Genomic DNA, 11807 nt, shown 5'->3' with positions numbered 1-11807 from the left:
CTTCGAGCCGGGCCGCCAACCATAAAAAAACAAGATGGAAATCAGGAGAGAGACATGGACGGATTCGACAAGATCCAGTCCCGCGAGGCGGGGCTGCACAAGAAACTGACCGCGCGGCAAATGAGCATGATCGCCATCGGCGGCGCGATCGGCACGGGCCTGTTCCTGGGCAGCAAGTTCGCCATCGGATTCGCCGGCCCGGGCGTGGTCGCGAGCTACGTCATCGGCGGCCTCATCGCGCTGCTGCTGATGGGCTGCCTGGCCGAAATGACGGTGGCGCATCCCACGTCCGGTTCGTTCGGCGCCTACGCCGAGCATTACATCAGCCCCCTGGCGGGCTTCCTGGTGCGTTACTGCTACTGGTCCAGCATCGTGCTGGCCGTCGGCACGGAAGTCACCGCGGTGGCCGAATACATGAAGTTCTGGTTCCCGGACGTCGCCGCCTGGATCTGGATCGTCGGTTTCTCGGCGGTGCTGATCGGCGTCAACGCCTACAGCGTCAAGGCCTTCGGGTCGGTGGAATACTGGTTCTCGGCCATCAAGGTCTTCGCCATCGTGGCCTTCATCGTCCTGGCGATCGGCGTGCTCGCCGGCGGGCGGGGTGCGGTGCCGGTGGCGGAAAACCTGACGGGCCAGGGCGGCCTCGTGCCCAATGGCTGGAGCGGGGTCTGGATCGGCGTGATCATCTCGATCTTCAGCTATTTCAGCATCGAGATGATCGCCGTGGCGGCGGGCGAGGCCGAGCATCCCGAGCGGGCCGTGCGCCAGGCCTTCAAGGCGACCGTGGCGCGGCTGGTGATCTTCTATCTGCTGTCGCTGTCCCTGATCGTGATGCTGGTGCCCTGGAAGACCCTGGTGGCCGACGGTACGACCAGCCCCTTCATCACGGTGATGCAGTCCGTGGGCATTCCCTACGCCGACAGCATCCTGAACTTCATCGTGATCGTCGCGGCCCTGTCGGCCATGAACAGCATGCTGTACATCTCGACCCGGATGCTGTTCAGCCTGTCGCGGGCCGGCGACGCGCCGGCTGTGCTGGGCTGGATCCGTACCAACGGGGTGCCGCTCAACGCGCTGGCGGTGTCCGCCAGCGGCATAGCGGTGGCGGCATCCGTGTATGTCGCCAATCCGGACACGGCGTTTCCCATCATGATCGCCCTGTCCATGTTCGGCGTGCTGTTCACCTGGGGCATGATCTTCTTCACCCACCTGTTCTTCCGCCGCCGCATGGCCCGGGACGGGACGACGCTGGCATTCCGCATGATCGGCTACCCGGTGGGCACCCTGCTGGGCCTGGGCCTGATCCTGGCGATTCTGCTCACCACCTGGTTCATCGACATCTTCCACGCCACCCTGGTGTTCGGTGTGCCCTTCATGCTGGCGCTGCTGGCGGTGTACGGGGCGCGGCACCTGCGCCGGGGGATGGGCGACGATCGGGCCGCCCGGCCTGCGGCCGGGCGGGATTGATCCGCGCCCGGCGCGGGCTTGCTGTTCCGGGAGGAGGCATGACAGATCCGCGGCCCTACGACAACAGCCGGACCGTCGCCGACGAGGCGGCGGTGCTGGCGGATTTCGCCCGGCGCAGCCGGCAGGCGTACCGGGACCTGCCGCATCGGCGGGACGTCCCCTACGCCGACGGTTTTCGCAGCGCGCTGGACGTTTTCGAGTGTCCGGATGCCGTGGGAACGGTGGTGTTCATCCACGGCGGCTACTGGCAATGGTGCGACAAGGCGGATTTCGCCTTCATCGTCCCGCCGCTGCGGCGGCAGCGCTATCGCTGCGTCCTGCTGGAATACGACCTGGCGCCGCGCAGCCGGCTGGCGGACATCGTGCGGCAGGTCGGCCGCGCGCTGGATTTTCTGCGGCGGCAATCCTGGGCCGGCCGGCCGTTGATCCTGACGGGGCATTCCGCCGGGGCGCATCTGGCCGCCTGCCATATGGCTCATCCCGCCGTGGACGCCGTCCATCTGCTGAGCGGCGTGTACGACCTGGCGCCGATCCGGGATACGCATCTGGATGCGGCGCTGCGACTGAGCGATGACGACATCGAGCGCTACAGCCCGGCGCGCATGCGGGATGGCGCCCCGGTCCCCTGCGAAGTCGTCGTGGGCGCCCTGGAGCTGCCTGAACTGCGGTCGCAAAGCGCCCGGTTCGCACGGCATCTGCGGCAGATGTGCGCCCCCCATGCGCCGGTGTCGAGCCGGGTGCTGCCGGGCCGCGATCATTACGACATCCTCAATGCCTATTACGCCTCGCTGCCGCGCCTTGCCGGGCATTAGGCTCGTGGCCTGGATGCCTTCTGCTTGACGGGCATCCATGGCCTGTAGATTCCATTATGGAATCTCAAAGACCATTTTTTTGATTAGAAAATAATCTCGGCTCCCCCTACAGTGTCCACATACGAACACTCACACAGCACGAGAGACAAAAGCACCGTGGCCGAACTCATCACGCACTACATCGGCGGCCGTTTCATCGAAAGCGCCCGGCGGTTTTCCAACATCAGCCCGGTGGACGGCGCCGTCGTCGGCGAGGTCTGCGAGGCCTCCGCGGACGAAGTCGACCAGGCCGTCCGGGCGGCCCGGGCGGCGCTGCAAGGCGACTGGGGGCGGTGCGGACCGACCGAGCGTTCCGACTGGCTGCGCAGGCTGGCCGACGGCATCGAGCGGCGTTTCGACGAGTTCGTCGAGGCCGAGGTGCGCGACACGGGCCGCACCGTGCGCCAGGCCCGGACCCTGGACGTGCCGCGCGCCATCGCCAATTTCCGTTTCTTCGCCGACCTGGTCCGCCAGGCCCACACGGAATGCTTCGAGACCGTGACGACCGACGGCGGCCGGGCGCTGAACTACACCGTGCGCAAGCCCCTGGGCGTGGTCGTGGCGATCTCCCCCTGGAACCTGCCGGTCCTGCTGTTCAGCTGGAAGGTCGCGCCGGCCCTGGCGCTGGGCAACGCGGTGGTGGCCAAGCCGTCCGAGGAAACGCCGTCCTCCGCCTTCCTGCTGGCCCGGGTGGCGCACGACATCGGCTTTCCGGCGGGCGCCTTCAACGTGCTGCAGGGCTTTGGCGGCGGTTCGGCCGGGCAGGCCATGATCAGCCATCCGGACATCGACGCCGTGACCTTCACCGGGGCGTCGGCCACCGGGGCGCACATCATGAAGACCGTGGCCGACGGCGTGAAGGACGTGTCCTTCGAGCTGGGCGGCAAGAACGCCGCCATCGTGTTCGAGGACGCGGACTTCGACGCCGCCGTGGACGGGGTCGTGAAATCCACCTTCACCAATTCGGGCCAGGTCTGCCTGTGCAGCGAGCGGGTGCTGGTGCAGCGGCCGATCTTCGACCGGTTCGTGGCGGCGCTGACGGCGCGCACCGAGGCCCTGGTGCTGGGGCGTCCGGACGATCCGGCCGCCGACATCGGCCCCATGATCTCGAAGAAGCACCAGGCCAAGGTCCTGTCCTATTTCCAGCTGGCGCGCGAAGAAGGCGCCACCGTGGTGACGGGCGGCGACGCCCCCGTGTTCGGCGATGCGCGCGACCAGGGGTTCTGGGTCCGGCCGACCATCTGGACCGGCCTGCCGGACGACGCCCGCTGCCTGCGCGAGGAGATCTTCGGACCGGTCTGCCATGTGGCGCCGTTCGACACGGAGGACGAAGCCGTCGCTCGCGCCAACGATTCCGACTACGGTCTGGCGACCGCGATCTGGACGCGGGACCTGTCGCGCGCGCACCGGGTGGCGCCGCGCATGCGCAGCGGCCTGGTCTGGATCAACACCTGGTACCTGCGCGACCTGCGCACGCCTTTCGGCGGCGTGCGGCGGTCCGGCATCGGCCGCGAGGGCGGGCGCCATTCCCTGGATTTCTATTCCGAGATCACCAACATCTGCGTCAAGGTCTGAGCCGCCCGGGGCGCCAGACGAGACACGCAGGACGGACCACAGGAGACCGCATCCCATGAACCCAGCATCCGCCAAGGTCGTCACCGGCAAGGCCGCGCCGCGCGGGAAATTCCCCCACGTGAAGCGCGCGGGCGACTTCCTGTTCGTCTCGGGCACCAGTTCGCGCCGTGCCGACAACAGCCTGGCCGGCGTGGAAACGGTGGACGCCATGGGCGCCGTGCGCATGGACATCCGGGCGCAGACCCGCGCCGTGATCGAGAACATCCGCGACATCCTGGCCAGCGTCGGCGCCGGCCTGGAGGACGTGGTCGAGATCAGCGCCTACCTGGTCGATATGGGGGACTTCGCCGGCTACAACGAGGTCTACGGAGAATATTTCGGCTTCGATGGCCCGGCGCGCACCACGGTCGCCGTCCATCAGCTGCCGCACCCGCACCTGCGGATCGAGATCAAGGCCATCGCCTACAGGCCGCCGGCCGCCTGACCCCGGGCCGGACACGACGACCGGCGCCCCCGACAGGCGCCGGCGCACCACGAGGAGACAGACATGGATGCCAAGTACGGCTTGCCCAAAAACCTGATGCACTGGGTGGACGATCATCGCGACCAGCTCAAGCCGCCGGTCTGCAACGCGGCGATCTTTCCCGACGGCAACTACATCATCAACATGGTCGGCGGCGGCAACCAGCGCACCGACTTCCACGACAACCCGACCGAGGAAATCTTCTACCAGCTGCGGGGCGAGGCGTTCCTGATCGTCTGGGACCGCGGGCGCTTCGAGCGCATCGACCTGAAGGAAGGCGACATCTTCCTGCAGCCGCCGCACCTGATCCATTCGCCGCAGCGCCCCGACCCCGACGGCCTGTGCCTGCTGATCGAACTGCCCCGTCCCCAGGGCAGGCACGACAGCCTGCAATGGTATTGCGCCCATTGCGGCACCGAAGTCTGGAAGGCCTCCAAGCAGCTGGAAAGCCTGGTGGACGACCTGCCCAAGGTCTACGGCCAGTTCTATGCCCTGAAGGATGAGGAGCGCGTCTGCCCCGGCTGCGGCACCCAGCACCCGGGCAAGGACTATCGCATCTGGCACGAGCAGCTGCGGAGTTCCCGCGTCCGGGATTTCTGAGCGGGACACAAGAAAACGAAGGCGATCGACATGATAGACATCCACGCGCACATCTTTCCGGAAATCTCCCGCGAGCAGGCCCATGCGCTGGACCCGATGCAGGCTCCCTGGCTGAAGATCACCGGCCGGGACGAGGGCATGATCATGAGGGGCGACAGCGAATTCCGCCCGGTCGTGCCCGTGCTGTGGGATCCCGACCTGCGCGTGGCGGACATGGACCGCCTGGGCCTGGACATGCAGATCGTCAGCGCCACGCCGATCATGTTCGGCTACGAGCTGGACGCCCGCAAGGTCGCCGACTGGGCCGCCCGCATGAACGATCTGACCCTGGAATACTGCGCCGGCCACCCGGACCGCCTGAAGGCCCTGGCCCAGGTGCCGCTGCAGGACACCGAGCTGGCTTGCCGGGAGGCGTCCCGCGCCCAGGCGGCGGGCCACGTGGGCGTGCAGATCGGCAACCACGTCGGCGACCGCGACCTGGACGATGCGCAACTGGTGGAATTCCTGCACCACTGCGCCGTCAGCGGCATCCCGGTGCTGGTCCATCCCTGGGACATGATGGGCGGCGGTCAGCGCATGCGCCAGTGGATGCTGCCCTGGCTGGTGGCCATGCCGGCGGAGACGTCGCTGGGGATCCTGTCCCTGATCCTGTCGGGCGCCTTCGAGCGGCTGCCGCGCAGCCTGAAGCTGTGCTTCGCGCACGGCGGCGGCGCCTTCGCCTTCACCCTGGGCCGGGTCGACAACGCCTGGAAGTACCGCGACATCGTGCGCCAGGACTGCCCGAATCCGCCCTCTTCCTATTGCGACCGGTTCTCGGTGGATTCCGCCGTCTTCGATCCCAGGGCCCTGCGCCTGCTGGTGGACGTGATGGGCAGCGAGCGCGTGATGCTCGGGTCCGATTATCCCTACCCGCTGGGCGAACAGCGCATCGGCGCGCTGGTGGGCGAGACCGCCCTGCTGGACGCCGATGAAAAGCGCCGCATCCTGGCCGGGAACGCCCGGTCCTTCTTCAATCTTGCCTGAACGGAGCCCCGCCAACATGGAACCCGCGCTGATCGAACGACTGGGCGATGAACTGCATGCCGCCTGGGCCGACCGCCGAGCCATCGAGCCCCTGACGAACCGCCACCCGGACATGCGCGTCGAGGACGCCTACCGCGTGCAGCAACGCATGGTGGGCCGCCGCCTGGACGCGGGCGCCCGCGTGGTGGGCAAGAAGATCGGCGTCACCAGCCAGGCGGTCATGGACATGCTGGGCGTCTACCAGCCGGACTTCGGCTACCTGCTCAGCGACATGGTGGTCGCGCCGGGCGAGGCCATCTCCATGGCCGGGCTGATCCAGCCCAAGGCCGAGGGCGAGATCGCCTTCGTGCTGAAGAAGGCCTTGCGCGGTCCGGGCGTGACGGTCAGCGACGTGCTGGCCGCGACCGAGGCCGTGACCGTCTGCTTCGAGATCGTCGATTCGCGCATCCGCGACTGGAAGATCAGGATCCAGGACACCGTGGCCGACAACGCCTCCTGCGGCGTGTTCGTGCTGGGCGACCGGCTGGTCAGCCCACGCGGCCTGGACCTGCGCACCTGCGGCATGGTGTTCGAGAAGAACGGCGAGCTGCTGGGCACGGGGGCGGGCGCCGCGGCGCTGGGGCATCCCGCCAACGCCGTGGCCTGGCTGGCCAATGCGCTGGGGACGCTGGGGACCGGCCTGGAGGCCGGCGAGATCATCCTGTCCGGGGCGCTGGCGGCGATGACGCCGGTCGCCGCCGGGGACAGCCTGCAGGTGTCGATCGGCGGCATCGGCGCCTGCGGCGTACGGTTTATTGCATAAGGAAACCACCATGGAAAAGATCAGGTGTGCCTTGATCGGGTCGGGCAATATCGGCACCGACCTGCTGTACAAGCTCAAGCGCAGCGATGTGCTGGAGCCCGTCTGGATGGTGGGCATCGACCCGCAGTCCGAGGGCCTGGCGCGCGCCCGCGAACTGGGCCTGAAGACCACGGCCGAAGGCGTGGACGGCCTGCTGCCGCACATGGCCGGGGACCGCGTCCGGATCGTGTTCGATGCGACCTCGGCCTACGCGCACAAGGACAACAGCGACAAGGTGACCGCGCGCGGCGCGCTGATGATCGACCTCACGCCCGCGGCCATCGGCCCGTACTGCGTGCCGCCGGTCAACCTGAGCGAGCACCTGGAGCGGCGCGAGACCAACGTCAACATGGTCACCTGCGGCGGCCAGGCCACCATCCCGATGGTGGCGGCGGTCTCGCGCGTGCAGCCGGTGGCATACGCCGAGATCGTGGCCACCGTCTCGTCGAAATCGGCGGGGCCCGGCACGCGCCGCAACATCGACGAGTTCACCGTCACGACGGCCGGCGCGGTCGAGCGGGTGGGCGGTGCGAAGAAGGGCAAGGCCATCATCATCCTGAATCCGGCCGAGCCGCCGCTGATCATGCGCGACACCGTGCATTGCCTGACCGAATCGGATCCGGACGAGGCGGCCATCACCGAATCCGTGCAACGGATGCTGGCCGAAGTCCAGCGCTACGTGCCCGGCTACCGGCTGGTCAACGGCCCGGTCTTCGACGGCCGGCGCGTCTCGATCTACCTGGAGGTCGAGGGCCTGGGCGATTACCTGCCCAAGTACTCCGGGAACCTGGACATCATGACCGCGTCGGCCACGCGCACCGCCGAGATGTTCGCCGAGCGCATCCAGAAGGGCGCGCTGAACCTGTCGGCGGCGTAACAGGAGGACACCATGAGCACAGACAAGAAAACCGTCACCCTGCACGACATGACGCTGCGCGACGGCATGCACGCCATGCGCCACCAGATCACCCTGCGGCAGATGCAGGACGTGGCGCGGGGGCTGGACGAGGCCGGCGTGCCGCTGATCGAGGTGACCCACGGCGACGGCCTGGGCGGCGCGTCGGTCAACTACGGCTTCTCGCTGCACAGCGACGAGGAATACCTGGGCACCGTGATCCCGCTGCTGAAGCGGGCCAAGGTGTCGGCGCTGCTGCTGCCGGGCATCGGCACGGTCGAGCACCTGCGCATGGCCTACGGCCTGGGGGTGCGCACCATCCGGGTGGCCACCCATTGCACGGAGGCCGACGTCTCGCAGCAGCACATCGAGGCGGCCCGCAAGCTGGACATGGACACCGTGGGCTTCCTGATGATGAGCCACATGAACACGGCCGAGGGGCTGGTCGCACAGGCCCGGCTGATGGAGGGCTACGGCGCCAACTGCATCTACATGACCGATTCGGCCGGCCACATGCTGCCGCACCAGGTGGCCGAGAAGATCGGGGCGCTGCGCCAGGCGCTGAAGCCCGAGACCGGGATCGGCTTCCACGGCCACCACAACCTGGCCATGGGCGTGGCCAACAGCATGGCGGCCATCGACGCGGGCGCCGACCGCATCGACGCCGCGTGCTCGGGCATGGGGGCCGGGTCGGGGAACACGCCGATGGAGGCGCTGGTGGCCGTCTGCAACCTGATGGGCATCGAGACCGGCGTGGACCTGTTCAAGGTGCAGGACGTGGCCGAGGACATCGTCTTTCCGATGATGAAGGAGCCGGTGCGCCTGAGCCGCGACGCGCTGACGCTGGGCTATGCCGGCGTGTACGGTTCGTTCCTGCTGTTCGCGCGCCGCGCCGAGCAGCGCTACGGCGTGCCGGCGCGCGAGATCCTGGTGGAGATGGGCCGGCGCGGCATGGTCGGCGGCCAGGAGGACATGATCGAGGACACGGCGCTGAACCTGGCGCGCAAGAGGAGCGCGGCATGAGTCTTGATATTGCGACCGTCGAGGCGCTGGCCGAACGCCTGGAAGACTGCGAACTGCAGGCGCGCGACACCCTCAAGATCACCCTGGACCATCCCGACATGGACTGGGACGACGCCTACGCCGTGCAGGATGCGATCCTGCGGCGCAAGCTGGCCCGGGGCGCCCGGGTCGTCGGCCTGAAGGCCGGCCTGACCTCGTTCGCCAAGATGCGCCAGATGGGCATCGAGACCCCGATCTTCGGCTTCCTGGCCGACTCGTTCGTGGTGCCCGACGGCGGCCGGTGCCGGCACGCGGACCTGATCCATCCCAAGGTCGAGCCGGAGATCGTCTTCGTGACCAAGGCGCCGCTGGCCGGTCCCGGCTGCACGATCGCCGAGGTCCTGGCCGCGACGGACTTCGTGCTGCCCGGCATCGAGGTCATCGACAGCCGCTACCGCGACTTCAAGTTCGACCTCAAGAGCGTGGTGGCCGACAACTGCTCGTCGTCGCGCTTCGTGGTCGGCGGCATCCCGCGCGATCCGCTCGACCTGGACCTGCGCGCCACGGGCGTGGTGATGGAAAAGAACGGCCAGGTCGTCGCGCTGGGCGCGGGCGCCGCGGTGCTGGGCCATCCGGCCAACGCGGTGGCCATGCTCGCCAATCACCTGGGCGCGCGCGGCGGGGAGATCCCGGCCGGCACGCTGGTCCTCTCCGGCGGCATCACCGAGGCGGTCTCGGTCGAGCCCGGCGATCACGTCATGCTGCACATGCAGGAAATGGGTTGCACCTCGCTGACTTTCGTGTAAGATCGACGATACTTTAAAACTAAACTATTAATCCTTGAGGAGACAAACATGGCATTCCGCACAACCTTGCTGACGACCGCCATGGCCCTGTCGCTGGGGCTGGCCGCCGGGTCCGCGCAGGCCGAGGTGAAGATCGGCTTCCTGGCCACCCTGTCCGGTTCCGGCGCGGCGCTGGGCCAGGACATGGTCGACGGCTTCAACCTCGCGCTGGAGCAGAACGGCGGCAAGCTGGGCGGCCAGGACATCGTCTTCCTGAAGGAAGACGACCAGCTCAAGCCCGACGTGGGCGTGCAGGCCGTCCAGAAATTCATCGAGAAGGACAAGGTCGACCTGGTGGCCGGGGTGACGTTCTCCAACGTCATGATGGCGATCGCCAAGCCCATGGCCGACGCCGACGTGACCTTCGTCGGCTCCAACGCGGGGCCGGCGCCCCTGGCCGGCGGCCAGTGCAATCCGGGCTTCTTCTTCGCGTCCTGGCAGAACGACGGGCAGGCCGAGGTCATGGGCCAGTTCGCGACCGACCAGAAGTACAAGGACGTCTACATGATCACGCCCAACTACCAGTCGGGCCGCGATCAGGTGAAGGGCTTCACGCGCTTCTACAAGGGCCGCGTCTCGGGCGAGGTCTACACCCAGCTGGGCCAGCAGGATTATTCGGCGGAGCTGCTGGCGCTGCAGGCCGCCAATCCCGCCGCCGTCTGGGTCTTCCTGCCCGGCGGCATGGGCGTGAACTTCGTCAAGCAGTACAAGCAGTTCGGCCTGATGGGCAAGGTCCCGCTGCTGACGGTGTCCACTGTGGACGGCAGCACCCTGCCGGCCCTGGGCGAGGCCGCCCTGGGCGCCTACGCGGGCACCTTCTGGGGCCCCGACTTCAAGAACCCCGCCAGCGAGGCCTTCGTGGCCGCCTTCGAGAAGAAATACAAGCGCATTCCCTCGCAGTACGCCGCCCAGTCCTATGATTCGGCGCTGCTGATCGACAGCGCCCTGAAAAAGACCGGCGGCAAGGTCGCCGACAAGAAGGCGTTCCGCGACGCCTTGCGCGCGGCGGATTACGCGTCCCTGCGCGGGGCCTACAAGTTCAACGTCAACGGCTTCCCCATCGAGGACTTCTACGCCTTCCAGGTGGCGAAGGACGACCAGGGCCGCGTTTCCCTGAAGACCATCGGCAAGCCCCTGTCGAACCACGCCGACGCCTATTTCGAGAAGTGCAAGTATTGATCGGCCCGCGCATCGAACCTTGAACGGCGGGCGGCGCGCCGCCCGCCACGGAGGACGGACATGAGTCCGCAGCTGTTGTTCATGCAGGCCCTGAACGGCCTGCAGTACGGGATCCTGCTGTTCCTGCTGGCCGCCGGCCTGACCCTGGTCTTCGGCATCATGAGCTTCATCAACCTGGCCCATGGCGCCCTGTACATGATGGGGGCCTATTTCGCCGCCGCCACTTTCAGCCACACGGATTCCTTTTCGCTGTCGATCCTGGCGGGCCTGGGGGGCGCGATGGCGCTGGGGGTGGCGCTGGACCGCTGCGGGTTCTCGCGCCTGTACCCCCGGGAACACCTGGACCAGGTGCTGGCCACCTTCGGGCTGATGCTGTTCTGCAACGAGGCCGTGCGCATGATCTGGGGCTCGGCGCCGATCTTCATGAGCCTGCCCGACGCGCTGAGCAATACCGTCATGGTGCTGGGCACGCCCTATCCGCTGTACCGCCTGCTGATCATCCTGGCGGGCCTGCTGGTGGCCCTGGGCCTGTACCTGCTGATCGAGCGCACCCGCGTCGGCATGCTGATCCGCGCCGGCGCCAGCAATCGCGCCATGGTCGCGGCGCTGGGCGTGAACATCGGCTGGCTCAATACCTTCATCTTCGCCCTGGGGGCCGGCCTGGCGGGCCTGGGCGGCGCACTGGTGGGGCCGATCCTGTCGGTGCAGCCCGGCATGGGCGATTCGATCCTCATCATGACGCTGGTGGTCATCGTGATCGGCGGCATCGGCTCGATCCGCGGGGCCTTCCTGGGCGCCTTGGTGGTCGGCCTGGTCGACACCCTGGGGCGGACGGTCGCCCCGGCCCTGCTCGGCAGGGCGCTGGAACAGGAACTCGCCAGCACGCTGGGGGCCGCGGTTTCGTCGCTGGCGGTCTACGTGCTGATGGTGATCGTGCTGGCCGTCAGGCCCGAAGGCCTGTTCCCCGTGAAGAAACGCTGAGCCCCGGATGAAAATGGAATCCTCG

General features: G+C 67.8%; 12 protein-coding genes. All 12 read left to right on the top strand.

Annotated features, from left to right (window positions below; all coding sequences use genetic code 11):
• Nucleotides 1-54 precede the first annotated feature (54 nt).
• Nucleotides 55-1467 (top strand): amino acid permease, encoded by a 1413-nt coding sequence (locus tag ACFO27_RS05200; RefSeq protein WP_376816323.1) that lies wholly within the window; start codon nt 55-57, stop codon nt 1465-1467.
• A 38-nt stretch (nt 1468-1505) separates the two neighbouring features.
• On the top strand, nt 1506-2279 hold the full coding sequence (locus ACFO27_RS05195) for an alpha/beta hydrolase (protein WP_376816322.1): 774 nt from the start codon (nt 1506-1508) through the stop codon (nt 2277-2279).
• A 156-nt stretch (nt 2280-2435) separates the two neighbouring features.
• Nucleotides 2436-3893 carry a 2-hydroxymuconic semialdehyde dehydrogenase gene (locus tag ACFO27_RS05190; RefSeq protein ID WP_376816321.1) on the top strand — a complete coding sequence of 486 codons (1458 nt, stop codon included), beginning with the start codon at nt 2436-2438 and terminating at the stop codon, nt 3891-3893.
• 55 nt (nt 3894-3948) lie between these two features.
• Nucleotides 3949-4377, top strand: coding sequence for a RidA family protein (locus ACFO27_RS05185; RefSeq protein ID WP_376816320.1), 429 nt, complete (start codon nt 3949-3951; stop codon nt 4375-4377).
• A 63-nt stretch (nt 4378-4440) separates the two neighbouring features.
• Nucleotides 4441-5016 (top strand): 3-hydroxyanthranilate 3,4-dioxygenase, encoded by a 576-nt coding sequence (gene nbaC, locus ACFO27_RS05180; protein ID WP_376816319.1) that lies wholly within the window; start codon nt 4441-4443, stop codon nt 5014-5016.
• A gap of 30 nt (nt 5017-5046) precedes the next feature.
• Nucleotides 5047-6039, top strand: coding sequence for an amidohydrolase family protein (locus ACFO27_RS05175; protein ID WP_376816318.1), 993 nt, complete (start codon nt 5047-5049; stop codon nt 6037-6039).
• Between the two features lie 16 nt (nt 6040-6055).
• Nucleotides 6056-6841: a 2-oxopent-4-enoate hydratase gene (gene dmpE, locus ACFO27_RS05170; protein WP_376816317.1), complete on the top strand. Its 786-nt coding sequence runs from the start codon at nt 6056-6058 to the stop codon at nt 6839-6841.
• 10 nt (nt 6842-6851) lie between these two features.
• On the top strand, nt 6852-7757 hold the full coding sequence (locus ACFO27_RS05165; RefSeq protein WP_376816316.1) for an acetaldehyde dehydrogenase (acetylating): 906 nt from the start codon (nt 6852-6854) through the stop codon (nt 7755-7757).
• 12 nt (nt 7758-7769) lie between these two features.
• The gene (dmpG, locus tag ACFO27_RS05160; protein ID WP_376816315.1) at nt 7770-8798 is read left to right on the top strand and encodes a 4-hydroxy-2-oxovalerate aldolase; all 1029 of its coding nucleotides are present in this window, start codon (nt 7770-7772) and stop codon (nt 8796-8798) included.
• Nucleotides 8795-9583: a 2-oxo-3-hexenedioate decarboxylase gene (gene dmpH, locus ACFO27_RS05155; protein WP_376816314.1), complete on the top strand. Its 789-nt coding sequence runs from the start codon at nt 8795-8797 to the stop codon at nt 9581-9583. Before dmpG ends, dmpH begins: the two co-directional genes overlap by 4 nt.
• Nucleotides 9584-9631: 48 nt before the next feature.
• The gene (locus ACFO27_RS05150) at nt 9632-10801 is read left to right on the top strand and encodes an ABC transporter substrate-binding protein (RefSeq protein ID WP_376816313.1); all 1170 of its coding nucleotides are present in this window, start codon (nt 9632-9634) and stop codon (nt 10799-10801) included.
• 60 nt (nt 10802-10861) lie between these two features.
• Nucleotides 10862-11782 carry a branched-chain amino acid ABC transporter permease gene (locus ACFO27_RS05145; protein ID WP_151024081.1) on the top strand — a complete coding sequence of 307 codons (921 nt, stop codon included), beginning with the start codon at nt 10862-10864 and terminating at the stop codon, nt 11780-11782.
• Nucleotides 11783-11807: the final 25 nt, after the last annotated feature.

Origin of the sequence: Castellaniella denitrificans (assembly GCF_042653765.1) — a bacterium.
GTDB lineage: Bacteria > Pseudomonadota > Gammaproteobacteria > Burkholderiales > Burkholderiaceae_B > Castellaniella > Castellaniella denitrificans.
This window is presented reverse-complemented; position numbering and strand designations above follow the sequence as displayed.

What these genes read in the sequence shown, in the direction of transcription:
- ACFO27_RS05200 (WP_376816323.1), top strand. Translation starts at nt 55, where the DNA reads ATGGACGGATTCGACAAGATCCAGTCCCGCGAGGCGGGGCTGCACAAG.
- ACFO27_RS05195 (WP_376816322.1), top strand. Translation starts at nt 1,506, where the DNA reads ATGACAGATCCGCGGCCCTACGACAACAGCCGGACCGTCGCCGACGAG.
- ACFO27_RS05185 (WP_376816320.1), top strand. Translation starts at nt 3,949, where the DNA reads ATGAACCCAGCATCCGCCAAGGTCGTCACCGGCAAGGCCGCGCCGCGC.
- nbaC (WP_376816319.1), top strand. Translation starts at nt 4,441, where the DNA reads ATGGATGCCAAGTACGGCTTGCCCAAAAACCTGATGCACTGGGTGGAC.
- ACFO27_RS05175 (WP_376816318.1), top strand. Translation starts at nt 5,047, where the DNA reads ATGATAGACATCCACGCGCACATCTTTCCGGAAATCTCCCGCGAGCAG.
- dmpE (WP_376816317.1), top strand. Translation starts at nt 6,056, where the DNA reads ATGGAACCCGCGCTGATCGAACGACTGGGCGATGAACTGCATGCCGCC.
- ACFO27_RS05165 (WP_376816316.1), top strand. Translation starts at nt 6,852, where the DNA reads ATGGAAAAGATCAGGTGTGCCTTGATCGGGTCGGGCAATATCGGCACC.
- dmpG (WP_376816315.1), top strand. Translation starts at nt 7,770, where the DNA reads ATGAGCACAGACAAGAAAACCGTCACCCTGCACGACATGACGCTGCGC.
- dmpH (WP_376816314.1), top strand. Translation starts at nt 8,795, where the DNA reads ATGAGTCTTGATATTGCGACCGTCGAGGCGCTGGCCGAACGCCTGGAA.
- ACFO27_RS05150 (WP_376816313.1), top strand. Translation starts at nt 9,632, where the DNA reads ATGGCATTCCGCACAACCTTGCTGACGACCGCCATGGCCCTGTCGCTG.
- ACFO27_RS05145 (WP_151024081.1), top strand. Translation starts at nt 10,862, where the DNA reads ATGAGTCCGCAGCTGTTGTTCATGCAGGCCCTGAACGGCCTGCAGTAC.